20 protein-coding genes and 1 pseudogene are annotated in these 23459 nt (G+C 65.1%); 14 read left to right on the plus strand and 7 right to left on the minus strand.

Annotated elements, in window-relative coordinates; translation table 11 throughout:
• The first annotated feature begins 22 nt into the window (after positions 1–22).
• The 5 genes from KXR83_RS20935 to KXR83_RS20955 are packed head-to-tail and all read left to right on the plus strand — an operon-like array spanning position 23 to position 4860.
• A complete protein-coding gene (locus KXR83_RS20935; RefSeq protein ID WP_437426477.1) occupies positions 23–1090 on the plus strand; it encodes an MSMEG_0568 family radical SAM protein in 1068 nt (355 codons plus the stop codon).
• A 2-nt stretch (positions 1091–1092) separates the two neighbouring features.
• Positions 1093–2502 (plus strand): MSMEG_0567/sll0787 family protein, encoded by a 1410-nt coding sequence (locus KXR83_RS20940; RefSeq protein ID WP_437426478.1) that lies wholly within the window; start codon positions 1093–1095, stop codon positions 2500–2502.
• Between the two features lie 44 nt (positions 2503–2546).
• On the plus strand, positions 2547–2858 hold the full coding sequence (locus tag KXR83_RS20945) for an MSMEG_0570 family nitrogen starvation response protein (RefSeq protein WP_437426479.1): 312 nt from the start codon (positions 2547–2549) through the stop codon (positions 2856–2858).
• A 50-nt stretch (positions 2859–2908) separates the two neighbouring features.
• Positions 2909–3745, plus strand: coding sequence for a carbon-nitrogen hydrolase family protein (locus KXR83_RS20950; protein ID WP_437426480.1), 837 nt, complete (start codon positions 2909–2911; stop codon positions 3743–3745).
• Positions 3746–3786: 41 nt separating this feature from the next.
• On the plus strand, positions 3787–4860 hold the full coding sequence (locus KXR83_RS20955; protein WP_437426481.1) for an MSMEG_0565 family glycosyltransferase: 1074 nt from the start codon (positions 3787–3789) through the stop codon (positions 4858–4860).
• 46 nt (positions 4861–4906) lie between these two features.
• On the opposite strand, the gene KXR83_RS20960 is transcribed toward KXR83_RS20955, so the two are convergent.
• On the minus strand, positions 4907–5233 hold the full coding sequence (locus tag KXR83_RS20960) for a hypothetical protein (protein ID WP_437426482.1): 327 nt from the start codon (positions 5231–5233) through the stop codon (positions 4907–4909).
• A gap of 51 nt (positions 5234–5284) precedes the next feature.
• Positions 5285–5731 (minus strand): GNAT family N-acetyltransferase, encoded by a 447-nt coding sequence (locus KXR83_RS20965; RefSeq protein WP_437426483.1) that lies wholly within the window; start codon positions 5729–5731, stop codon positions 5285–5287.
• Positions 5732–5939: 208 nt separating this feature from the next.
• Between KXR83_RS20965 and KXR83_RS20970 the strand changes: the two genes are divergently transcribed.
• A complete protein-coding gene (locus tag KXR83_RS20970; RefSeq protein ID WP_437426484.1) occupies positions 5940–7550 on the plus strand; it encodes an ABC-F family ATP-binding cassette domain-containing protein in 1611 nt (536 codons plus the stop codon).
• Here the strand turns inward: KXR83_RS20970 and KXR83_RS20975 are convergent.
• Positions 7454–8663 (minus strand): annotated as a pseudogene (locus tag KXR83_RS20975) (benzoate/H(+) symporter BenE family transporter). The gene KXR83_RS20970 and the pseudogene KXR83_RS20975 sit on opposite strands and share 97 nt — an antisense overlap.
• Before the next feature lie 124 nt (positions 8664–8787).
• Here KXR83_RS20975 and KXR83_RS20980 point away from each other — a divergent pair.
• Entirely contained in the window at positions 8788–9570 is a 783-nt protein-coding gene (locus tag KXR83_RS20980; RefSeq protein WP_437426485.1) for a DNA-formamidopyrimidine glycosylase family protein, read from the plus strand.
• On the opposite strand, the gene KXR83_RS20985 is transcribed toward KXR83_RS20980, so the two are convergent.
• Positions 9533–10810 carry an MFS transporter gene (locus KXR83_RS20985; RefSeq protein WP_437426486.1) on the minus strand — a complete coding sequence of 426 codons (1278 nt, stop codon included), beginning with the start codon at positions 10808–10810 and terminating at the stop codon, positions 9533–9535. The two genes, KXR83_RS20980 and KXR83_RS20985, sit on opposite strands and share 38 nt — an antisense overlap.
• A gap of 94 nt (positions 10811–10904) precedes the next feature.
• Here KXR83_RS20985 and KXR83_RS20990 point away from each other — a divergent pair, with 94 nt between their 5' ends.
• From KXR83_RS20990 to groL, 3 genes are all read left to right on the plus strand, one after another.
• Complete coding sequence (locus tag KXR83_RS20990; RefSeq protein WP_437426487.1) at positions 10905–11477, plus strand: TetR/AcrR family transcriptional regulator; 573 nt, start codon at positions 10905–10907, stop codon at positions 11475–11477.
• A gap of 174 nt (positions 11478–11651) precedes the next feature.
• The gene (locus KXR83_RS20995) at positions 11652–13601 is read left to right on the plus strand and encodes an acyl-CoA thioesterase/BAAT N-terminal domain-containing protein (protein ID WP_437426488.1); all 1950 of its coding nucleotides are present in this window, start codon (positions 11652–11654) and stop codon (positions 13599–13601) included.
• A 259-nt stretch (positions 13602–13860) separates the two neighbouring features.
• Positions 13861–15486, plus strand: coding sequence for a chaperonin GroEL (gene groL / locus KXR83_RS21000; protein ID WP_062795225.1), 1626 nt, complete (start codon positions 13861–13863; stop codon positions 15484–15486).
• Between the two features lie 221 nt (positions 15487–15707).
• Here groL and KXR83_RS21005 read toward each other — a convergent pair whose 3' ends face one another.
• Positions 15708–16322: an endonuclease domain-containing protein gene (locus KXR83_RS21005; RefSeq protein WP_437426489.1), complete on the minus strand. Its 615-nt coding sequence runs from the start codon at positions 16320–16322 to the stop codon at positions 15708–15710.
• 683 nt (positions 16323–17005) lie between these two features.
• On the opposite strand from KXR83_RS21005, the gene KXR83_RS21010 reads away from it, so the two are divergent.
• From KXR83_RS21010 to KXR83_RS21020, 3 genes are all read left to right on the plus strand, one after another.
• A complete protein-coding gene (locus KXR83_RS21010; protein ID WP_437426490.1) occupies positions 17006–17902 on the plus strand; it encodes an MSMEG_6728 family protein in 897 nt (298 codons plus the stop codon).
• A 113-nt stretch (positions 17903–18015) separates the two neighbouring features.
• On the plus strand, positions 18016–18411 hold the full coding sequence (locus KXR83_RS21015; RefSeq protein ID WP_437426491.1) for a hypothetical protein: 396 nt from the start codon (positions 18016–18018) through the stop codon (positions 18409–18411).
• A gap of 57 nt (positions 18412–18468) precedes the next feature.
• Positions 18469–19134, plus strand: coding sequence for a DsbA family oxidoreductase (locus KXR83_RS21020; protein WP_437426492.1), 666 nt, complete (start codon positions 18469–18471; stop codon positions 19132–19134).
• A gap of 114 nt (positions 19135–19248) precedes the next feature.
• On the opposite strand, the gene KXR83_RS21025 is transcribed toward KXR83_RS21020, so the two are convergent.
• Together KXR83_RS21025 and htpG are read right to left on the minus strand one after the other, a co-directional pair.
• Positions 19249–20412, minus strand: coding sequence for an LLM class flavin-dependent oxidoreductase (locus KXR83_RS21025; protein ID WP_437426493.1), 1164 nt, complete (start codon positions 20410–20412; stop codon positions 19249–19251).
• Between the two features lie 239 nt (positions 20413–20651).
• Positions 20652–22631 carry a molecular chaperone HtpG gene (htpG, locus tag KXR83_RS21030; RefSeq protein WP_437426494.1) on the minus strand — a complete coding sequence of 660 codons (1980 nt, stop codon included), beginning with the start codon at positions 22629–22631 and terminating at the stop codon, positions 20652–20654.
• A 145-nt stretch (positions 22632–22776) separates the two neighbouring features.
• Between htpG and KXR83_RS21035 the strand changes: the two genes are divergently transcribed.
• The gene (locus tag KXR83_RS21035) at positions 22777–23448 is read left to right on the plus strand and encodes a DUF4166 domain-containing protein (RefSeq protein ID WP_437426495.1); all 672 of its coding nucleotides are present in this window, start codon (positions 22777–22779) and stop codon (positions 23446–23448) included.
• The last annotated feature ends 11 nt before the right edge of the window (positions 23449–23459 follow it).

Here is a 23459-nt window from a genome sequence, read left to right on the forward strand (position 1 = left end):
AACGGAGCGCAGCGGAGCTCGAGTGGACTCAGCGTTGTCGGCACGCGTCGATCTTGCGTTGCTCGGAGTGCGGGGTTCGTTGCCGGTCAGGCGTTCGGCCGGAGCGGGTCCGAGCGACGACGGTCATCTTGTCATCAACGGGATCAACGCAGCGATTCCGCGGAACCCGTTGAGTCCGTATGTCCTTGAAGGTGATCAGATCCTCCTGGATGGTTCGTCCGAAGACCTGGGGCTCGATGTGTCGGCCATCGACCGACCGGCGTTCTACGACCTTCGCACCGACTCGGGCACGGAGTACGAGAAGATCGCCAAACTGCATGGCCGGGACGTCCTGGCGAGCACGGTGATGCAGACCTGCATCCGCTACGACCCGGCGCAGCGGTGTCGCTTCTGCACCATCGAGGAATCGCTGCGTGCGGGAGCCACCGTGGCCGTGAAGAAGCCGGCTGAACTCGCCGAGGTTGCCGAAGCGGCGGTGCGCCTGGACGGGGTGAAGCAGATGGTGATGACCACCGGCACGTCTGCGGCCGGAGACCGTGGTGCCAAGCACCTGGCACGGTGTGTGCGAGCGGTCAAAGCGGTTGTCCCGCAACTGCCCATCCAGGTGCAGTGTGAACCTCCGGGCGACCTGGCGACGCTCACGGAACTGCGCGAGGCAGGCGCGGAGTCGATCGGCATCCACATCGAGTCCCTCGACGACGCGGTCCGCGCGCAATGGATGCCGGGCAAGGCCACGGTGTCCATCGGCGAGTACCGGGCCGCATGGGCCGAGGCGGTGCGGGTGTTCGGCCGTAATCAGGTGTCCACGTATCTCCTCATCGGACTCGGTGAAGATCCCGACGAACTGGTCGACGGCGCACGCGAATTGATCGAGATGGGCGTGTATCCCTTTGTGGTGCCGTTCCGTCCACACCCGGGTTCACTGGCGGTCGATGTGGACTTCGCGCGGGCTCCGCGAGCGGATGTGGTCGAAGCCGTCACCCGGCGGGTTGCCAAAGAACTCACGGCTGCCGGCATGGCCGGTTCGGACCAAAAGGCGGGCTGTGCGGCCTGTGGCGCCTGCAGTGTTCTGCAGAATGTGGGTGGTTGACGATGCGTACCGAAGCCAGGGATCTGTCCATCCTCACCGGTCCGCGGCGCGTCACCGCCCCCGGTGGGTTCATCATCCAACCTGCCGACACGGCAGCACAATTGGCGTCGTATCGAGCTTTGCGTCACGACGCGTTCGTGCGTACACAAGAACTCTTCACCCATACCGATCGCGATGACCTCGACGACGATCCGCGCACGGTGGTGTTGTGTGCTGTGGCCGACGACGGCACAGTACTCGGCGGCGTTCGATTGGCCCCGGCCACTGCCGAGGACATCGGCTGGTGGACGGGAAGCAGGCTGGTGGTACTTCCCACCGATCAGGCACGCGGGGCCGGGCCTGCGCTGGTACGCGCGGCGTGCGCCTACGCCGAGAATGCAGGCGTACTGCGGTTCGATGCGGCGGTGCAAATGCGTTACCGCTCGATGTTCGCATCACTCGGGTGGGACCACACCGGCGAGGTGGACGTCGCAGGTACCGCGCACGCGGCAATGCGCTGGCCGATCAACAAGATCGAGCGCTTGGTGGCGGGGACGAAGGCGATGCTCGCCGACGTGCTGGCGCCGCTGTCCGGTCATGCTTCCGGTCTGGGCCCCGCAGGCTTCCGAGGAGATGACGGCAGCCCTGTGCCCGGCACCGACATGATCGCCGCATGCGACGCCATCATCCCTTCGATGGTGGAGCGAGACCCCGAATGGGCCGGCTGGTGCGCAGTTCTGGTCAACCTCAACGATCTGTCGGCGATGGGTGCCACGCCCGTCGGATTGCTCGACGCGGTGGGGGCGCCGACCCGCTCGCAGCTGACGCGCATCATCAGGGGAATGGCGAAAGCCGCCGAGGCGTGGAATGTCCCGGTGCTCGGTGGTCACACACAGTCCGGGGTGCCGGCGTCGTTGTCGGTGACAGCTCTGGGCCGGACTGACTCGCCGGTGCCGGCGGGCGGGGGGAAGGTAGGACACACCCTGCGTCTCACCGCCGATGTGGGCGGCGGATGGCGCCGCGGTTACGCAGGGCAGCAATGGGATTCGACGTCAATTCGTCGACCGGACGAACTCGAACGGATGGCCACCTTCGTCCGGCGAGCCGCGCCGGCCGCGGCCAAGGATGTCAGTATGGCGGGACTGGTCGGCACCACTGGCATGCTCGCGGAGGCCAGCGGCACGGGAGCGATTCTCGACGTCGCCGCGATACCGCGGCCCGCAGGTGTCACGGTGGGGGAATGGGTCACCGCGTTCCCCGGCTTCGCGATGATCACGGCCGATGATCCGGGACGATCGATACCCGATGCCGGACCGGCGATCTCGGCGACGTGTGGTCGGTTGACCGACACACCAGGTGTCGGCTTGCGCTGGCCCGACGGTGCTGTCACGACCGCCGTACACAGCACCGTGACCGGGTTGGGAACAGCATGAGCGTGAGTACAAACCACCGACACATCGAGCCGAGGGCCTGACCCATGCCTGAGATGACCTTCACCGTGCGCTGGCCGAACGGAACCGAACAGCAGTGCTATTCACCTTCTTTGGTGATGCATGACCACCTCGAGGTGGGTGGGCGTTACCCCGTGCCCGAGTTCGTCAGCCTCACCACACGTGCGCTCACCGAAGCGAGCGACCGGGTACGTGCGAAGTTCGGGTTCGCATGCACGTCGGCTGCCGCCCAGATGTCGGAGATCCAAGCGGTGTCTCGCCGGATGCCCGAAGGCGATGTCGAGGTGTTTGCGATGACCGGTGCTGATCTCATCGAGCCCAAGAGCGCCGGCCGATGACTTCGGCGAGCATCGCGCCCACACCTGCCGCGGTTCACTAGTCTTCTCCCATGCCACCCATTCGTGTTGCCGCGCTGGCAGCCCACTTCGGTCGGGACGTCGAACGTGCGGTGAGCAAGATTGTCGGCATCATCGAAGCTGCCTCTCGAGACAACGTTGATCTGCTTGTCCTGCCCGACGCGTCACTCGGTGGCTACATCGGTGATCTCCGGGCGCCGGATGTGGATCACCTCCCTCCTGCGGTGGCCATCGACGGACCGGAGATGGCTAGGATCGCTGAGGCCGCAGGACCGATGACGGTGTGCGTCGGATACACCGAAGACGTTGATGGCCAACGCTACAACGCGGCCGCGTGCCTGTCCGGCGAGGGCGTACTCGGTGTGCACCGCAAAGTTCATCAGCCTGCGGGTGAATCGCTGGCGTACTCCGCAGGCGATCACTTCGGGGCGTTCGACACCCCGGTTGGGCGAATCGGGATGCTGATCGACTACGACAAGACCTTTCCCGAGGCCGCGCGCACCTTGGCGCTCGACGGTGCTCGGATCATCGCCGCGCTGTCGGCCTGGCCCGCCAGCGTGACCGACCGTGCCTCAAGGCTTCCCAACGACCGGCAATCTCGTCTGTTCGATCTGTACGACGCAGCGAGGGCAGCCGAAAATCAGGTGGTGCTGGTCTCGTCTAATCAAACGGGCGTGATGGGTAAGTTGCGGTTCCTCGGCCAGGCGAAGGTTGTCGGGCCCGGCGGGGAAGTGCTCGCCAAGACGTGGGCAAAAGGCGGAATGGCCGTGTGTGACATCGACATCGACGCGGAGGTCGACCGGGCGCGCCGTGTGCTTCATCATCTCCGGGAACGTCGGGTCGACACGTATTGGCGGGAGGAGTCGTGACGGCGGCATGGGCCGGCGAGCGACCGCCGAGAGTTTCCCTCGTGACCTACTCGACCAAGCCTCGCGGCGGTGTGGTGCACACCCTCAATCTTGCGGAGGCACTGGCGCATGCAGGCGCGGAGGTCACGGTCTGGTCATTGGCCAGGGGTGGCGATCCAGGGTTCTTCCGACCGGTCGACCCGGCTGTCACGGTTCGGCTGGCCCGCTTCACCGATCGCGACGGCGACACCGTCACCGACCGGATCGTGCGGTCGATCGAGGTGCTGCGGGCCGAATTCGACAGTGACGCAGCCGATATCGTGCACGCGCAGGACTGCATCAGCGCGAATGCGGTCGGACGGTGTGTCCGCACCATCCACCATCTCGACCAGTTCACCACCCCGGTTCTCGCGGCATGCCACGAAAAAGCGATCGTCGAGCCGTATGCGCGGATCTGTGTGTCGGCAGCGGTCGCACAGGAGGTTCACGATGGTTGGGGATACCAGCCGGTTGTCATCCCGAACGGGGTTCAGTCCGCCCGGTTCGCGGCGGCCGCAGGCGACTCGTCCGAAGCCGTGGCCGGGCGCGCCAGTTGGCGGTCGCGGCTGGGCCGGTACGTGCTCGCGGTCGGGGGCATCGAGCCACGCAAGGGCAGCATCGACCTGCTCGACGCCCATGCGCTGATGGCTCGTGAGCACCCTGATCTGAAGCTCGTGTTCGCCGGGGGAGAGACCCTGTTCGACTACCGGGGTTACCGCGCGGAGTTCGACCAGCGGATGGCGGACCTGGGCACCTCGCCGATCGTGCTGGGCCCTGTCGACGACAACGAGTTGCCCGCACTGGTGGCCGAGGCGTCGGTCTTCGCCTTCCCATCCACCAAGGAAGGGTTCGGTCTCGCGGCGATGGAAGCGCTCGCGGCCGGGACCCCGGTGGTCACGCGCGACCTCCCGGTGCTCCACGAGGTGTTCGGCGACACGGTTCGCTACGCCGCCACCCCGGCCGATCTGGCATCGGAGCTGAGCGCCGCGCTGACACCTGATCCGAGTCGCGTGGCCCGTGGCCGCACCCTCGCGGCCGGCTTGACCTGGGCGCATGCGGCCAGACAACACCTCGAGTTCTATCGGCAACACGGCTGACCGTCGCCTAGGCGGGCCGTTCGCGGGGATCGGGTGCCGGCTCGGGTCAGCGCCCGCCGAAGGAGAACCGGCGTCGTCGGCGACTCTTCGGTGTTTCGGGAACGGTCATGGATTGGAAGTAGTCGACCATGGCGACCAGCGCCCGGCGTTCCTCGGCGTCGTTGTGGGTCGGCCCTTCGCCGACAGTGATCGCGACCGGCGTGCCGCGATGGATGTCGAGCTCGTCCCAGCACAGGGCCAGACAATTCGCATTCACCCGGCGGCGATCGACCACCAGCATGATCTTGGTGTCGAACTCCGAGGTCTTCCAGGAGATCTTCTCGGCGGCGTCGAATGTCAGCGTTCCGGCTGATTCGAAGTCCTGTAGATACATCGGGCACTTTCGGTGGCTGGCAGTTACCCCATCGAGGGTAACCACCGGCGGTCACAGTGTCCGGGAAAAGTAGACCCTCTCGAACCCGTCCACGGTGGCGCGGTGGGTCTCCCGGAAACCCCGCCGCGGGTAGTACCGCAGGTTCTCGGTCATTGCCACGTTCGTGTGGAGCCGCAATTCACCGAGCCCACACGAACGCGCGTGGTCAGCGGCGAACTCTAGCAACTGCGAACCCACACCCAGTCCGCGTGCCGATGGCGAGACGGCGAGATTGTCGAGCAACAAGTGGTCGTCTTTCGCCGTCAACGCGATGGTGCCCACGGCGTCGCCGTCACGGTCGGCCACCCACACCGAGCCTTGTCCGATCAACGATGTGTAGTCGGTCGACATCGGCCCGGGTCGTGCGCCGATCCGCTCGATGTAGGGCTCGAAGGACACCGCGATCAACTGCGTCAACGCGTCGGCATCGTCGGGCCGGGCCGGACGGATCATCGTCATGAGAACAGTGTGCCAATACCGAAGGGGCCGGAAAGCAGTTGCGTCGCTCGCCGACGTCACGCACACTCGATCACGTTCTGTTCCCGGCAGTGAGGAATGCAGTGAAGACAGTCGACGGCCCCGCGTCCTAGCGCGCCGACCTGTCTCGACCGCTGCTATCAAGCGGTCATCGAGTTGGTGCGACTCCACCACTCTCCCTGGGAGCCACATGCGCCCGAACACCGAATCAGCCGTTGTCCTTCGCGAGATCTCTTTCGACTGGCCCGACGGCACGCCCGCCCTGTCCGACGTCACAGCGACCTTCGGGCATGGCCGCACCGGACTCATCGGTGCAAATGGCAGCGGCAAGTCGACGTTGCTCGGGCTCATCGCCGGGCAGATGACACCCACGTCGGGGTCGGTCGACGTGAACGGCGAAACCGCCTATCTGCCACAGACTCTGACTTTGCAAGTGCGCAGTACGGTCGCCGATCTGCTGGGCATCGGTGCCCGGGTCGATGCACTCAGGGCGATCGAGGCCGGGGACACCTCCCCTGAACTCTTCGACGTTGTGGGTGATGCCTGGGACATCGACACCGGTGCCGAACATGCGCTGCGCCAAGCGGGCCTGCAGGGCATCGAACTGGACCGTGAGGTGGGCACGTTGTCGGGCGGTGAGTCGATGTTGGTTGCCATCGCGGGTCTGTGGTTGGCGGCTGCACCCATCACCTTGCTGGACGAGCCGACCAACAACCTCGACCGTGATGCCCGCCAGCGTTTGTACGACATGGTGCGCGCCTGGCCCGGCACGTTGTTGGTGGTCTCACATGACCCGGCGCTGCTCGAGCTGATGGACACCACCGCTGAGTTGCGGGAGAACCGGATCACCCTGTTCGGCGGCCCACTCAGTGAGTATCGCGAATACGTCCGACAACAACAGGAGGCGGCCCACCGGGATCTGCGGGTGGCCGAACAGAAACTGAGAACCGAACAGCGACAACGGGTTGAAGCCGAAACCAAACTCGCCCGCCGGGCCCGGTCCGGCCGGAAAGACGCCAAAGACGGGAATCTGCCGAAGATATTATTGGGCAAACGCAAACGTGCTGCCGAGAACACCGCCGGCCGGGTGCGGACACAGGCCGCCGACAAGGTCCGCGATGCCCGCGGGGAAATCGACGCGGCGAATGAGTCCATCCGCGATGATCGCCACATCCGCATCGAACTGCCTGATCCTGATGTGCCCGCCGGTCGGCGCCTGGCCGAGATCCGTTCGGTTACAGAGACAACCATCATCCAAGGCCCCGAACGTGTGGCCATCACCGGGCCCAACGGATCGGGCAAGACAACGCTGCTGCGGACGTTGTGGGGAATCGAGCCGGCCGTCGGCGATGCGCACATGGTGGCTCACACGGATCGGATCGGTTACCTGGCACAGCGTCTGGACGACCTCGACCCGTCCGAGAGCGTCCTCGACACAGTCAGCGCCGCTGTCCCGGGCGCCGATCCGGAAAAGATCCGCGGGCGCCTCGCCCAATTCCTCCTCCGCGGGGATGCGGTGGAACGGCTGATCGGTGACCTGTCGGGGGGCGAGCGCTTCCGGGTTGCCCTGGCGCGGTTGCTCCTTGCCTCACCGCCCGTTCAATTGCTGGTGATGGACGAGCCGACCAACAATCTCGACATGGACAGCGTCGACCAGCTCGTCGAGGCGTTGTCGGGCTTTCGCGGGGGGCTACTCGTGGTCAGTCACGACGAAGATTTCTTGTCCCGGCTCGGGGTCACCCGGTGGTTGTCACTGTCATCCGGAGACGTCGCCTCGGCCGACGGCTTCAGTGTGCCGTAGACCACCAATCCTGCGACAAGGGCCCAGAACGCCGAACCGATACCCCAGGACCGAAAAGCCCGCGGCGGCAACCACAAACGTCAGTACTGCCGCAGTTCGCGAGTTCTCGTCCCGAAGACTGGTCGCCAGAGCGACGGCCAGGGTGTCCAGGAGCGCCAGTCCGGCAACGGTTTCCACCAATCCGGCAGGTGCCACGGCGACCAGCGCTGTGATGGCTGCAGAGCCGACGCCGAGGATCAGGTACATCGGGCTGCCGGTGGCGGCGGCGATCCAACGCCGGCGGGGATCGGGATCTGCGCTCGGTGCGGCCGACAAGGCGGCACTGATCGCAGCAAGGTTGGCTGCGTGCGCGCCTGCCGGCGCGGCGACAGCGGTACCGATGCCTGTCGTGAGCATCGCCGCGCGCCAAGGAATCTTGTAACCGAAGCTGGCCATCACCGCGGTGCCGGGGAGGTTCTGGGAGGCCATGGTGACGATGTAGAGCGGTATCGCGATACCGACGGCTGCCTGCCACGTCCATTCGGGCTGCACGAATTGCAATCGTGGGATGAGGGAGTCGGCAGACACGGACTTGTCCGAGGTCATCAGGTCAACTGCGATCACCGCCGCGGCCGTCGCAAACGCTGCCGGCACAGCCCAGCGTTTGGCGTACCGGGTGAGCACCAGCCACACCACCACCACGGGCGCAATCGCCAAGGGTTCGTCGGCGAACGCGCGCACGGGCTCCAGGCACAGGGGCAGCACGATGCCCGCAAGCATCGCTTGGGCGATGGACACCGGAATTGCTTGTACAAACGCGCCGAGCCGCGGCCACAGGCCCGTCGCCACCACCATCACTCCGACCAGGACGAAGGCCCCGATTGCCGCGGCGAACCCTCCATCCGGGGCTGCCGTGCCGGCAAGCAGTGCGGCTCCGGGCGTCGACCATGCGAGCGTGATCGGCATCCGATATCGCAGGGACAAGAACGCGATTCCGATCGACATCACCAGGCACAGTGCGAACAACCCGGAGGCGGCTTGTTCGGAAGACGCACCGACCGCCCGCAAGCCGGTGAGTACCACGGCAAACGAGCTGGTGAAACCGACAAGTGCGGTGACGACACCGGCGATCATCGGTTGTCCGTAGGACACGCGTGCCTCTCGATCCGGTGGGGACTGGGTAGGCCCATCGTAAGATGCGCCGCCCTGCGTGGCCGTTCACCCTGGCCCGACCGTGGGATGGGGTATCAATGGATTCATGCCCGAAGGTGACACCGTCCATCAGGCAGCCACCCGGCTGCATCGCGCACTTGCCGGGAAAGTGTTGACGCGCTGCGATGTTCGGGTGCCGCGGTACGCAACCGTGGATCTCAGTGGCAGAACGGTCGATGAGGTGATCGCCCGCGGCAAACATCTGCTCATCCGTGTCGGCGACCGCACCGTACATTCACATCTAAAGATGGAGGGTCGCTGGGACATCTACGCCAAAGGTGCGCGCTGGCGCCGGCCCGGGTTCAAGGCGCGGATCATCCTCGAGACCGAGAAGGTGCAGGCCGTCGGTTTCGAACTGGGCAAACTGGAGATCTTGCGGCGCGATCACGAGGACGAGGCGGTGGGCCACCTGGGCCCCGACCTACTCGGGCCCGATTGGAATGCGCAAACAGCCATCGACAACCTGGCCGCCGACCTCAAACGGCCGATCGGGCTCGCTCTGCTCGATCAGCGCAACCTGGCCGGCATCGGCAACGTCTTTCGCGTGGAGATGTGCTTTCTGAGGCGGGTACATCCGGCGGTTCCCACGGGCGAAGCGGGTGATTTGGCCGAGTGGGTCGACCTCGCCAAACAGCTCCTCGAATACAACCGCACGCGGGCGAACAGGGTCACAAACGTCGATCGTAACGGCGAGCGATTCTGGGTCTACGGACGCGCCGGCCGATCCTGCCGTCGCTGCGGCACCACGATCGAACGGGGAGATCTCGGTGGGACCACCGACCTCGACCGCGTCATCTACTGGTGTCCGACGTGTCAGCCGCCGCCGTGACGAGTTCGGCGTCGGTTGCAGGCGTAAGGGGCGGTGACGTCTGTCGGTCGGCCCGTGCACGCCAAATGGCTGCGCTCGCAGCCAAAATCACCATCGCCAAGACGAAGAGGCTGTAGCCGACGGCCGTGGGTCGCAGACCGACATGGATCACGGCGAAGCCGGCGACGACGGCCGGAATGCTGAACCCGGTGTAACTCACGATGAACAGGGTGGAGAACACCTGGCCGCGGGCGGCGGGGTCGGTGACCGCGATCAGCGTCGCCATCACGCCGACAAACGTTGCGCCGAAGCCGAACCCGGCGACCACCGAACCGATGGCATAGGCCGGAACGTTGGCCGTCAACGTCGCGACGAGGCTGACGATCAGTCCGGTACCGAGCGTGCTCAGACCGACAGCCAATTTGCGGTGGGCCCCCCACCCCGATGCGACGGCCGAGCCGAGTGCTCCCGATCCGAAGAACGCGCCGATCATGAGACCGGCCACCATGCGATTCTCCACGCTGAGGATGCGCGCGACGATCGACGAACCCAGCGAAAGATAAAGGCCACCAAGGGACCATGTGGCGAACATGGCCGGGGTCGCTGCGAGAAATGCTCCGCGCACGGCAGGCGGCAGGCTCGCGTTGGGGCGCAGAACCCTCCACAGGTGGCGACGTGAGGTGAAGCCGGTGCGAGGTGACGTCTCCGGGACGAACACGACGGCCGCTGCCACGAGCACAAACGTGGCGATCAACAACAGGAACACCAGCTCGCGAGGCATCGGCGCGTACTGCACGAGAATTCCCGCCCCGACGGCGCCGAGGGCCAATCCGCCTGGGGGAGAGGCGGAGCTGGCGATCGAACCCGCCCGTGGGGTGGGCTGCAGGTCGACGAGGGCAGCGCTCAGTGTGCCGGTGATGGCCCCGGCAGCAAGACCCTGCAGAACTCTGGCGGCGATCAACATCGGAACACCGTCGGCGAAGGCGAACATCAGCATCGAACCGGTCAGGACCGCGAGCGCACCGAGGATCACCGGTCGTCGGCCCACGTGGTCGGACAGGGATCCGACGGTCAGCAGGCCCGCGAGAAGCGCAATGACGTAGACGGCGAAGATCACGGTGAGGGTGAACGACGAAAAGCCCCACAGCTCTTGATAAACCGGATACAGCGGCGAGGGAGCGGCGGCACCGAACATCACGGCGATGGTGGTGACGATGATCAGCCGAAACGCTGCCTTCGAACCCAGGGTGGGTCGGTGCATGACATCTCCCAACGGTTAAAGCAACGATGTTTGCTTTTGGAGACGGTAGCACCATCTGGCGGATTAAAGCCATTCGATTTGCAATAATGGTCGCATGAGCGCACCCGCACGATCAACAGCCCCACGCCGACCCGGTGGTCGGAGTGCTCGCGTGCAGTCCGCTGTCTACACCGCCGTCGGCGAACTCGTGAGCGAGGGATACCGCGAGACCATGACGATTCCCCAGGTCGCCGAACGCGCCGGGGTGAACCCCACGAGCATCTACCGGCGGTGGGGTGTGATGGACGCGTTGCTCGAAGAGGTAGCCGTCGCGGCGCTGACCAAGAACGAACCGCTCCCGGACACCGGCAGCATCGCCGGGGACCTGCGTGCCTGGGCGACGGTGATCGTCGACGACATCACCCGGCCCGAGCGGACCACCTACCTGCGAGCGATGGTCGGCGCCCGCAAGGAGATCGGCACATGCCCCTGCTGGGACACCCGTGACGCCCAACTGCAGTCGATGATCGAACGCGCACGAAGCCGCGGGGAGAACGTGCCGTCGGCGCGACGGGCCCTCGACCACATCGTCGCTCCGCTCTACCACCACGTGGTCTTCGGACTCCCGGCCGACCGCACCTACGCCGATCGATTGGTCGAGGACGTGCTCGCGATGGGCGAAGCCTGAGACGTGCGTACCGCCTGCGCGCTGAAAACCGTGCTCAGGGCGCCTCATTGGCTTAGTGTTTATTTTTCCGGGGCACTGTGGCGGCGGGTCCCTTCGGTGACCGCGAGGCAGCGGCGAGTCCGACCCGCCCGATCGCTGCGGTGGGAGCGGCAACCGAACAGGTAGGGAAGCAACGTGGGATTTGTGATCGGGTTCGCGCCCTGGATTCTGTTCTGGGTTCTGGTGGGTAACGCCGGTTTCCTGACGGCGGTGCTTGTCGCCTTCGCGCTGACCATCGCGGGTCAGGTCTTCCAACGCTGGCGTGGCGAGCCCTTCCGCTCCCTCGAGGTCGGCACGATCGTCGTCTTCGTGCTCCTGGTGATCGCCGCCCTCACCCTCGACGACGACGTCCTGGAGCGCTGGCTGCAGCCGCTGTCGAATCTCGGCCTGTTCCTCATCGCACTCGGCGGTGTCCTGCTCGGACGGCCGTTCGTCCGTGAGTACGCCGAGGACTCGGTGGATGCGAAAACCGCCACCACCGACGGATTTCGCTACATCACCAATGCCATGACGTGGATGTGGGTGGCTGCCTTCGGCGCGATGACCCTGCTCTCGATCATCCCGCCGCTCGTCGACGGCGACGCGACCATCAAGGACGACGGCGACGCACTCTCGATCATTTGTTACTGGGTGGCGCCCTTCACGTTGCTCGGCATCGCCGGGGTGGTGTCGTCGGTGTTCCCGAACTGGTTCGAGACCCGCTCGGTGGAGGTGTCCGCCCGGGACGCGGGTGCAGAGACGATCGTCGATCAGCCATCGCCCGCGCCCGACACCACGGACGGTCTGACGATCACCGCGCCGAGCTCATCGCGGCATGACGAGAGTTTCGGCGTCCAGCTCACCGGTGCCGAACCCGGCTCAAGCGTGGACATCGACGTCAGTGGGACAGACCTGTTCGGTCGCCGCTGGCGCGCACAGGCAACCTTCACGGCATCGGCCGACGGCACAGTTGATGTCGCCCGGGATGTCCCGGTCGAGGGGGACTGGTCGGTCGCGGATCCGGATGCACCACTGTGGGCGATGCGTCCCGACCTCTCCGACTCCACGGCGCCGGACCTGTTCGTTCCTCCGGTTGGTCCGTGGCACGTGACCATCGAGGCGACCTCCGCCGGAAGGTCGGCCCGGCGGACGGTGTCGAGATTCCCGTCCGAGGTCGGCGTCGACGTTCGCGAGCTACAGATCGGCGGACGAGCGGCGCTCCTGGCGACTCCCGGTGGCATTGCGCCCGACGCGGGCTGGCCCGCGGTCGCCTGCTTCGGCGGCTCCGAAGGCGGGGTCGACTCGCAGCGCGCGACCATCGCGACGCTCGCCTCAAACGGCTTCGCAGCGCTCGCCTACTCCTGGGTCGACGAGTCGACGGCACACGCCGAGGCGCCGCTGGCCCAGATCCCTCTCGAGCGATTCGCCGACGCGGTCGCCACGTTGACGTCGCTGCCCGGGATCGACCGCGCGCGGATCACCGCGATGGGCATCTCGAGGGGTGCCGAAGGACTGCTCGCCGCGGCGACGGTGACGCAGCTGCCGGTGAATGGCCTCGTGTTGATCAGCCCGAGCTCGGTGTCGTGGCAGGCCATCGGACCCGATGGCGAGATACCCGACACCCCCACCTGGACATCAGGCGGACAAGCCGTCCCGTGGGCGCCTCTTCCGACCGGTGCCCTGATGCCTCAGCTGATCCGCAATGCGTGGCGCGTTCATCGCGACATCGCACACGGCCGCCCGAGTCTGCTGAAGCTGCACGACGCGTACACCGCAGGTCTCGACGAACTCGGACCGATCACCACCTCGCCCGCCCGGTTACGGAGCGAGGTCATCGATGTGCCCCTGCTCTGCATTTCTGGGACCGATGACCATCTGTGGCCGTCCGAGCGAATGGCCGATGAATTGCTCGCCGCCCGCAACCATCCCTTGGACCAGCATTTACGGCTCGAAGATGCAGGCCACCTGATTCGACTCGGGATGTTCCCCGGCACCGCGCAGTGGAGCGGAGGCATCGCTTTCGGGGGCACCGCCGCCGGTCAGGGCCAGGGACAACGGGCAGCGACAACCGCTGTTCTCGGCTTCCTCAGTGGAGTCTTCGTCTAGACCTTGTACACGGTGTAAAGACCGGGTCTGCAAAGGGTCGAGCTCCGTCTGTTTCAGCGGTCGAGCTCCACCTCCGGCTCCGTCTCCCACCTTGCACTCGGCACCTGAGAGTGCTAAAACGGTGGCTGGCACTCGACAACCGTGAGTGCCAGGTTGGAACGGTGAGATCGGTCCTAATGACACGACCGATCGTCCGTCGCGGGCACCGGAACCAACCACCGAACTTCAGTGTCACCCCCTATCGGAGGATCACTTCGTAATGGCCAAGATCATCGCGTTTGACGAAGAGGCCCGTCGCGGCCTCGAGCGGGGCCTCAATGCCCTCGCCGACACCGTAAAGGTGACGTTGGGACCCAAGGGTCGCAACGTCGTGCTCGAAAAGAAGTGGGGCGCCCCCACCATCACGAACGACGGCGTCTCCATCGCCAAGGAGATCGAGCTCGAGGATCCCTACGAGAAGATCGGCGCAGAGCTGGTCAAAGAGGTCGCCAAGAAGACCGACGACGTCGCAGGCGACGGCACCACCACCGCCACCGTCCTGGCACAGGCACTCGTTCGTGAAGGTCTGCGCAACGTCGCTGCCGGCGCGAACCCGCTGGGCCTCAAGCGCGGCATCGAGAAGGCCGTCGAGGCTGTCACCGAGTCGCTGCTGAAGTCCGCCAAGGAGATCGACACCAAGGAGCAGATCGCTGCTACCGCTGGTATCTCCGCCGGTGACCCGGCCATCGGCGAGCTCATCGCCGAGGCCATGGACAAGGTCGGCAAAGAAGGCGTCATCACCGTCGAAGAGGCACAGACTTTCGGCCTGAGCCTCGAGCTCACCGAGGGCATGCGCTTCGACAAGGGCTACATCTCCGGTTACTTCGTGACCGACGCAGATCGCCAGGAAGCCGTTCTCGAGGATCCGTACATCCTGCTGGTCTCCGGCAAGGTGTCGACCGTCAAGGACCTGCTGCCGCTGCTGGAGAAGGTCATCCAGGCCGGCAAGCCGCTGCTGATCATCGCCGAAGACGTCGAGGGCGAAGCCCTGTCGACCCTGGTGGTCAACAAGATCCGTGGCACCTTCAAGTCTGTTGCCGTCAAGGCTCCGGGCTTCGGTGACCGTCGCAAGGCCATGCTGGCCGACATCGCCATCCTCACCGGTGGCGAGGTCATCAGCGAAGAGGTCGGCCTGTCGCTCGAGAGCGCCGGCGTCGAACTCCTCGGCACCGCCCGCAAGGTCGTTGTCACCAAGGACGAGACCACCATCGTCGAGGGCTCGGGCGACTCCGACGCCATCGCCGGTCGTGTGTCGCAGATCCGCGCCGAGATCGAGAACAGCGACTCCGATTACGACCGTGAGAAGCTGCAGGAACGTCTGGCCAAGCTGGCCGGCGGCGTTGCTGTGATCAAGGCCGGTGCTGCCACCGAGGTCGAGCTCAAAGAGCGCAAGCACCGCATCGAAGATGCCGTGCGCAACGCCAAGGCTGCTGTTGAAGAGGGCATCGTCGCCGGTGGCGGCGTGGCTCTGCTGCAGTCCGAGCCCGCCATCGACGCACTCACCCTGGAAGGCGACGAGGCCACTGGCGCCAACATCGTCCGCGTCGCCCTGGAGGCTCCGGCCAAGCAGATCGCGATCAACGCAGGCCTCGAGCCCGGTGTTGTCGCCGACAAGGTCCGCAACAGCCCGCTGGGAACCGGCCTCAACGCCGCAACCGGTGTGTACGAGGACCTGCTGGCCCGTGGCATCAACGACCCGGTGAAGGTCACCCGCTCGGCGCTGCAGAACGCAGCCTCGATCGCGGCTCTGTTCCTCACCACCGAGGCCGTCGTTGCCGACAAGCCCGAGAAGAACGCTGCACCGGCCATGCCGGGCGGCGACGAGATGGGCGGCATGGGCTTCTAGTCCACGCTTCTCGCTCTACCGTTCAACTGAACCGGCCCACTCCTTCGGGAGTGGGCCGGTTTCGTTTGTGTGGGGCCTGGTTGCACAGAAGTCGGTGTTGGAGGGCCGGATGTGACGTCAGCGGGGTACTTGTGTGCACTCAGGCCCGGTGGCGCGGCTTGGTTGCACAGAAGTCGGTGTCGCAGGGCCGGATGTGACGTCAGCGGTGTACTTGTGTGCACTCAGGCCCGCCTGCTTCGGCGACGTTTACGCACGACGCGGATGATGTCGTCGACGACTTCGTCGAGGTTGGCGATCGCCGTCGCGGCCGAGTAGCGAAGGATTCGCCAGTCATCGTCGACGAGTTCGTTCTGGCGCTTTCGGTCGTTGTTGAATGTCGCAGGGTCTGTGTGGAATTCGCGTCCGTCGATTTCGACGATGACCCTTGCGCGACGACACACCAAGTCGCCGTAGTATCGGCCGACCTTGACGTTGATCTCGAGTGGGAAGTTGCGCGCACTCAATGCGCGAGCCACCAGTCTCTCCGGTTCCGAGCGGGTGAGAGGGCAGCACGTGCGCAGTTGCTCGCGAACAGCGACGATGCCGTGACGTCCTGTTGAACGCTCGCAGAGGCGAGCGACTGCCCGCCAGTTCACCCGCGTTCCGATTGCCGCGTCGAACAGAGCCTCGAGAGCCGGCTGGTCAAGCGTGGTGGCGACGTCGATGAGGCAGTGCTCGATCGGCACCACTGGCAGCCCTTTGCGGCGCACCGCGTGTACACCGGTACGCCGATGCAATCGCACCCAGCTCGGCCCGCGGACCGAGACGCTCGGCGAAACGGTGGCTTCGACAGTCATCGGCTCGTCCTCCAGCAATCCCCATAACCAAGCAGCCGTGGTGTGACTGAGAACGGCAGTCGGCTTCCACAAGCTGACTGCCGTACAAAGTTCGACGTATCCCGGGTCGGACGTCGAGTACACCTCAGGCAATATTCGATTCAGACGCGACAATTCACGTTTGGTCATCCCTCCCGCCAATAGCTGCGCGCGTGTTCGTACTTCCCCCATCCGAGCATGGTTGCGGCAAAACGCAATCCGCGCATCTGGCTATCCACAGCCTGTGGATAGCCGGCGACGTGTCGTCGCGAAAAGTGGTAAAGGCGAGGCTGAGTGCACGCAAGTACCCCGCTGAAGTCACATCCGGCCCTCCGACGCCGACTTGCGTGCAACCAAGCACGTGCCACCGGGGCTGAGTGCACACAAGTACCCCGCTGAAGTCACATCCGGCCCCCCGACGGCGACTTGTGTGCAATCAAGGGCGCGTGATGGGCCTCAGTGCACACACGCTTGCCTGTGTCGTCGCACCCGACCCTCCGGCAGCGACTTGTGTGCAACCAAGGACGCGCGGTGGGCCTGAGCGCACACAAGTACCCCGCTGACGTCACATCCGGCCCCCCGACAGCGACTTGTGTGCAACCAGGCACGCCAGCGCCCGCACCACCCGACCGCATCAAATCGCCGCGAGGGGGTATGCGAACTCCATGCAGACCTTCTTGCCGTATCCGGACTTCGCGCGCTCGGCCGCGGTGTTGGACGTGCCGCGGCTGGGGAAGCAGCGGGTCGAAACTCTTCAGATCCTGCGAGCGCTCGAACTCTTCGACTACGGGTGGGGGAGCCATCCGGCGGTTCAGATGTGGCGTGGACACACTCCGGCCCTGGTTTGCTACGGACTGACCTTTGTCGAGGTGTGGACCGCCGGCGGGCGGGCCGACACCACCGCGGGGCAGATCGCCGAGTTCGCGCCGGAGGTGGTCGGGCGCCCTCAATCGGAGCTGGTGGCCGATGGCCTGATGCCCCCGTGGTGGGACGACGAACGCCTCTACCTCAGTCACCGCGCCGCATTGGTTCGGAAGGATCCGGAGTTCTATGTCCCCGCATTCGGGGAGATGGATGTCGACATGCCGTACTTCTGGCCCGACCCTCCAGAAGTGCCGACGCAGCTGCGCACCGGGGACCGCACGGTCTGGGTGGTGCGGCCGTCATCTGCCGAGCAGTACGAAGAGTTCAGGCGCCGCGGCATCGTCGGTTTCGGGACCGAATCCGGTATCGACGTCATCGCGGCGGCAGGCGGTGATCTCCGCACGCTGCTGAAGGAACGGGCTCCGGGACGCCGGCCGGGCAAGGATCTGCGTGTCCTGGCATCGTTTGTCGGTGACCTGTCCGTGGGCGACGAGATTGCGGTGCCGATTCCGGACACGCCGGATCTGCACGTCGGGAAGCTGACGGGCGAGTATCAATTCTCCCGCAGCGCAACGACTCTCGTTCCGCACCGCAGGCGGGTGCAGTGGGAGGGCGTACTCGCCCGCAGCGATGTCATGCCGCCGGCTCTGCTGCAGAATCCGCGTGCGCTCTTCCCCGTGCCGGTCGCCACTCGATGACAGAACCCGGTTCGTGTCAATTCTGATCACGCCACCGGAGATGACAACCAAACCGCGGATTTGAGTAGTTTCACGCTGCCGTGGCCTCGGTGCGCGGTCCTACTCTCATCGTCATGACCTACGGTCCTCCCGCCATGACGTACCCGCGCCCCACCCCGGTTCCGGCGATTCCACCCCGCAGTCCGGGCCTGGTCGCCGACCTCATCGCGACGCTCTTCTTGCTGGCTCTGCAAGTCCTCGTTCTCGTGGGCAGCGTGTACATAAGCCTGTTCTTCGTCATGGCCACCGACAGTTGCTACGCCGATCGGTGTGACACGGACAATCTGCTGTGGGCGTACGTCGTCGCAGATGGCGGAGGTGTGGCTGCGGTGGTGGTGTCGATCATCGCCGCGTCCATCTTGATGGTCCGGCGCCGAGTGGCGTTCTGGGTTCCGGTGGTGGGCCTGATCCTGCAGATCTTCACCTTCGCACTCGGCGCGGGACTGGCCAGCAGCGTCGTGCCCTCCTGACACGCCCATCTACGCAACGCTGGGAATGCCGATCAACGCCAGGCTGTTGGACGTCACATGGCTTCGATCACCGTGGATATCTGGTCCGACATCGCGTGCCCGTGGTGTTACATCGGCAAACGCAAGTTCGAGGTCGGGCTCGCCGATTTCGCCGGCCGCGACGACGTCGAGGTGACCTACCACAGCTTCGAGCTGGCCCCGGATACCCCGGTGGACTTCGACGGCTCGGAGATCGACTTCCTCGTGCAGCACAAGGGGATGCCGGCCGGGCAGGTGCGCCAGATGCTCGACCAGGTCAGCGCCATCGCGGATGAGGTGGGTCTGCGGTACAACTTCGATGCACTGCTGCACACCAACACCCGCAAGGCGCACGAGCTGCTGCACTACGCCAAGCAGCAGGGCAAGCAGCTGGAGGTGGCCGAGAGACTGTTCGCCGCCTACTTCAGCGAGGGGCGTCACCTGGGTCGTGACGAGGAACTCGCCGAGCTGGGTGCCGACGTGGGTCTCGACCGCGGCGCCATCGAGAATGTCCTGGCGGCAGGCGATTACGTCTCAGCGGTGGACGCCGACATCGCGCAGGCACGTGAATACGGCATCAACGGGGTCCCGTTCTTCGTGATCGACGGCCGCTACGGCGTGTCCGGTGCCCAGGCTCCCGAAACGTTCACATCGGTGCTCGAGCGTGCACGGGACGAAGCGAAAGACGTGACCGCCGATGCCTGACCACATGGCCCAGCCCTTCGAACTCGTCGGTGAGGTCGATGCCGGAGTCTGTGTCGACGGCTTCTGCGCGGTCCCGCGAGATGCCCTCAGCGACAACGAGAACGGCACGAGCGATCACCGTCCGAACCACTCCTTGGACAACAGCTCGTAGGAGCGCACCCGCGCGGGGTGATCGTGCGTGATGGTGGTGATCGACAGCTCGGAGGCGCCGGTGGCGTCGCGGAGTTGTTCGAGTTTGTCCGCGACAGTGCCCGGAGATCCCACGAATTGGGTCAGCACACGGTCCCGCACGAGAACGCGGTCGTCTTCGGTCCATTCGATTGCCGCGGCCTCGGCGGGGGTGGGGTAAGCGATTGCACCTTCGCCGCGTCGAATGCTGCGAACCCACGGTGCGTAACCGCCGGCGAGTTCGACTGCTTCATCGTCCGTTTCGGCGACAACAGCGTCTACAGAGACGGCAACATACGGCTCGGGTACGCCAGCCGACGGTTGAAACGCTGCACGGTAGGCCTCGACAGCGTCGATCACCGTGCTCGGGCTGTGGTGGTAGCTGGCAACAAATCGCAGTCCTTTCGTCCCGGCGACCGTGGCGCTCGAGCCGCCGGACGCACCGAGAATCCACACCTGCACATCGGCACCCTCGCCGGGAGATGCGTGGGCGGGCAGCCCGTCCGAGCTCACGTAGGTGCCGTCGAGCAACGCGAGCACGGTCGAGACCTGCTCGTCGTAGTCGGGGGCGTATGCGCCCGGTTGCTGGAGCAGGTTCAGCACATGGCCAAGAGCCTTCTTCGAATAGCCGGCGGACACGTCGTACTGCTTGGGCAGCAGCAAGCCGTTCGGTGTGTGGCTGTCCTCGTCGTGTTCGGCGCCGCCACGTCCGGCCAGATAAGCCTTGGCCGCACTCTCGTTCTCAGTTCCGGAAGCGGGGGCCGGCCGCGAGGGCGAGCGTCCGATCCCCAGATCGAGTCGGCCGGGGTGGAGGGCGTCGATGAGCCCGAACTCTTCCACGGTGGCCAGTGGGGAACGGTGTCCGAATTGCACACCGGCCGAGCCCAATCGGATCGTCGATGTGGATCCGGCGACGAGCGCGATCTCGACCGCGGGTGACGACCCCAGGACACCGGGGTTCAGGTGGTGTTCGGCGAACCAGTAGCGGGCATAGCCGAATCTCTCGGCCTGCTGAGCCAGGTCGATGGCGTTCCGCAGCGCGGTGGTGTTGTCGGATCCGCTCGAACGCGGCAGGAGGTCCAGGACGGACAGTGGAACGGCAGTGCCCATGAAATGCTCCTGAGGTCGATGGCTGCTCACAGATCGGCCGAGCAACTCCTGATCCGGTGGTCGAGCCACTGTCGACGATACCGGCGTCCTCACCGCGAGACGACTTACAATCTCGCGGGACATTAACCTGGCGGAACTACCATTTCGGTTGTACGACGGCACATCTGGGCCGTCGGGTAGAACTCGAGGTGATCCCGCCGAGCGTGCTGGAGCCGCACGCTCGGCGGGATCATCGATGCCTATTCGGCGGCTGACACCGTCTTGGTGAGCAGGTTGGCCAACGTCTTGCTGAAGGCAGCCGGCTGCTTCGGGGTGCCACCTTCGGCCAGCAACGCTGCGCCATAGAGCAATTCGGCTGTCTGTCGAAGCGACTCGTCGTCGCCGCGAGCCGCGAAGGCCTCCTGGAGTCCCTTGGTGAGGGCGTGATCAGGGTTGAGTTCGAGGATGCGCTTGCTGTCCGGCATCGGGTAGCCCGATTCCCGGTACATCCGTTCGAGGGCAGGCGAAAGGCTTTGCGCCTCACCGACGATGCAAGCTGCCGAATCGGTGAGCCGGCTCGACAACCGCACCTGACTGACGTCGTCGATGAGGACGCCGGTCAACCAGGTGAGCAACTCGTCGAATTGCTTGTTGTCTTTGTCGTCATCTTCCTTGTCCGCTGTGTCGGACAGGTCGACCTCACCCTTGGCCACCGACTGCAACGGCTTACCTTCGAAATCGAAGATCTGACCGACCCACATCTCGTCGATCGGGTCGGTGAGCAGCAGCACCTCGATGCCCTTCTTCTTGAACGCCTCGAGATGCGGCGAGTTCTCCAGCTGCTCGCGTGATTCGCCTGTGGCGTAGAAGATCTGGCTCTGGTCGTCCTTCATTCGTTCGACGTACTCGGCCAGCGTCGTGGCGGTGTCGACCGAATGGGTGGAGCTGAACGAACAGATCGCGAGGAGCGCGTCCCGGTTGTCTGCGTCTTGGAGCAAGCCCTCTTTGAGGACCCGGCCGAACTGCGACCACACGGTGTCGTACTTCTCGCGGTCATTGGCCCGCATGTCCTTGATCGTCGAGAGTACCTTCTTGGTCAACCGCCGACGGATGGCCTTGATCTGCCGGTCCTGCTGCAGGATCTCGCGAGAGACGTTGAGAGACAGGTCTTGTGCGTCGACGAGCCCCTTGACGAAGCGCAGGTACTCGGGCATGAGCTCTTCGCAGTCGTCCATGATGAACACACGCTTGACGTAGAGCTGGACGCCGGTGTGGCGTTCGCGCATGAACAGGTCGAACGGTGCCGTGGACGGGATGAAGAGCAGGGCCTGGTACTCGAAGGTGCCCTCGGCCTTCATCGGGATGATCTCGAGAGGCTCGTCCCACGCGTGGCTGATGTGCCGGTAGAAGTCCGCGTACTCCTCGTCGGTCACCTCCGACCGGGGTCGGGTCCACAGCGCCTTCTGTGAGTTGAGCACCTCTGTGGTGGTGGTCTCGGTCGGCTCGTCGGCGTCGGCGGCCGCGTCATCCGCGTCGTCGTCGCTGGGGGCCTTCGGCGGTACGGGGGTGGTCACGTCCATGCGGATGGGCCACGAGATGAAGTCGGAGTACTTCTTGACCAGCTGACGGATCTGGGGAACCGAGGTGTAGTCGTGCAGATCGTCCTCGGCGTCCTCGGGCTTGAGGTGCAGCGTCACCGAGGTGCCCTGCGGTGCCTCGGCGACGTCCTCGATCGTGTACGTGCCCGCGCCTGCCGATTCCCACCGCGTGGCGGAGGTCTCGCCCGCCTTGCGGGTCAGCAGGGTGACCTTGTCGGCCACCATGAACGTCGAGTAGAAGCCGATGCCGAACTGGCCGATGAGCTCCTCAGCGGCGCCCGAGCCCGCAGCCTCGGCCTCTTTTGCCTCTTTCAGCTTGCGACGGACATCGGCCGTACCCGACTTCGCGAGTGTGCCGATGAGGTCGACGACCTCGTCGCGGGACATGCCGATCCCGTTGTCGGTGATGGTGAATGTCCGGGCGTCGGGATCCAGTGAGATCTCGATATGGAGGTCGGAGGTGTCGACCTCGAGATCCTTGTTCCGGTACGACTCCAGGCGCAGCTTGTCGAGGGCATCGCTGGCGTTGGACACCAGCTCGCGGAGAAATGAATCCTTGTTCGAGTAGATCGAGTGGATCATCAGATCCAGGAGTTGCCGCGTCTCGGTGGCGAACTCCATCTCTTCGACTTGAGCGCTCACGTGATGCTCCTTCGGTTGTCGCAGATGTCGGTTGTTACAGGGTGTTGCTGGCAGTATTCGGTCGCGGGGTCCGACCAAACATTTTAGGCAGGCCGCTCGTAGTACATTCAGACCTCATGTCTGGTACGGGGGACGGTCGGTATAGGTGAGTTCGGTCATCCAGAATGTTCTCGGTCGGGAATTCGAGAACCTGCATCCCAACATGCAATGGCGGTATGGGATCGATTCCACCTCGCAACTGTCGCAGGTGGCCGGTGGGATGCTCGAGTCGGTCTACTGCTCGGCGATGCTGCCCGCGATGTTGTTCCACATGCGTAAACGCAACGCGATGCCCACCAAGACCAGCAGGCTCGTCCCGTTCACGATGCACAACTACTGCTATCAGGACGAGCTCGGGCGCGAATGCCTCGCGGTGCTTCGTTCGTTCGACTACACAACCGGCTCACATGGGCTGAACTCGCTGCTCGTCGACGGCCGAGAAGGACTGGTCGACTACTTCGGCGACGGCCCGGAACTGCTGTGGCCGCTCGAGGCACACGCCGACGACCGTGGTTCTCTGGTCTTCGAGAGTGGCCCGATGCGGCTGCTCGCCGGCCCGAAGGTGGGCATGCGCGGTCTCCTCGCGGCGCGGATGAGGTACATCGAGGGCTGGGACGAACGGCACAACCGGTTCCGGGTGGACGCGTCGGTGCGCAACCCGGTCCTCGGTGAGCTCATCCACTACCGCGGTTGGTTCACCGCGCGCGACGAGCCCTGCCGCCTGCGTGACATCCCGGACGAGGCCTGGCCACTGCGCCTCGAAGAACGCGAACACTGACCGACGTTTGT

It is taken from the genome of Williamsia muralis (genome assembly GCF_051487485.1).
Taxonomy (GTDB): Bacteria; Actinomycetota; Actinomycetes; order Mycobacteriales; family Mycobacteriaceae; genus Williamsia; species Williamsia muralis_B.

What these genes read in the sequence shown, in the direction of transcription:
- KXR83_RS20940 (WP_437426478.1), top strand. Translation starts at nt 1,093, where the DNA reads ATGCGTACCGAAGCCAGGGATCTGTCCATCCTCACCGGTCCGCGGCGC.
- KXR83_RS20945 (WP_437426479.1), top strand. Translation starts at nt 2,547, where the DNA reads ATGCCTGAGATGACCTTCACCGTGCGCTGGCCGAACGGAACCGAACAG.
- KXR83_RS20950 (WP_437426480.1), top strand. Translation starts at nt 2,909, where the DNA reads ATGCCACCCATTCGTGTTGCCGCGCTGGCAGCCCACTTCGGTCGGGAC.
- KXR83_RS20960 (WP_437426482.1), bottom strand. Translation starts at nt 5,233, where the DNA reads ATGTATCTACAGGACTTCGAATCAGCCGGAACGCTGACATTCGACGCC.
- KXR83_RS20965 (WP_437426483.1), bottom strand. Translation starts at nt 5,731, where the DNA reads ATGACGATGATCCGTCCGGCCCGGCCCGACGATGCCGACGCGTTGACG.
- KXR83_RS20970 (WP_437426484.1), top strand. Translation starts at nt 5,940, where the DNA reads ATGCGCCCGAACACCGAATCAGCCGTTGTCCTTCGCGAGATCTCTTTC.
- KXR83_RS20980 (WP_437426485.1), top strand. Translation starts at nt 8,788, where the DNA reads ATGCCCGAAGGTGACACCGTCCATCAGGCAGCCACCCGGCTGCATCGC.
- KXR83_RS20985 (WP_437426486.1), bottom strand. Translation starts at nt 10,810, where the DNA reads ATGCACCGACCCACCCTGGGTTCGAAGGCAGCGTTTCGGCTGATCATC.
- KXR83_RS20990 (WP_437426487.1), top strand. Translation starts at nt 10,905, where the DNA reads ATGAGCGCACCCGCACGATCAACAGCCCCACGCCGACCCGGTGGTCGG.
- groL (WP_062795225.1), top strand. Translation starts at nt 13,861, where the DNA reads ATGGCCAAGATCATCGCGTTTGACGAAGAGGCCCGTCGCGGCCTCGAG.
- KXR83_RS21005 (WP_437426489.1), bottom strand. Translation starts at nt 16,322, where the DNA reads ATGACTGTCGAAGCCACCGTTTCGCCGAGCGTCTCGGTCCGCGGGCCG.
- KXR83_RS21010 (WP_437426490.1), top strand. Translation starts at nt 17,006, where the DNA reads ATGCAGACCTTCTTGCCGTATCCGGACTTCGCGCGCTCGGCCGCGGTG.
- KXR83_RS21015 (WP_437426491.1), top strand. Translation starts at nt 18,016, where the DNA reads ATGACCTACGGTCCTCCCGCCATGACGTACCCGCGCCCCACCCCGGTT.
- KXR83_RS21020 (WP_437426492.1), top strand. Translation starts at nt 18,469, where the DNA reads ATGGCTTCGATCACCGTGGATATCTGGTCCGACATCGCGTGCCCGTGG.
- KXR83_RS21025 (WP_437426493.1), bottom strand. Translation starts at nt 20,412, where the DNA reads ATGGGCACTGCCGTTCCACTGTCCGTCCTGGACCTCCTGCCGCGTTCG.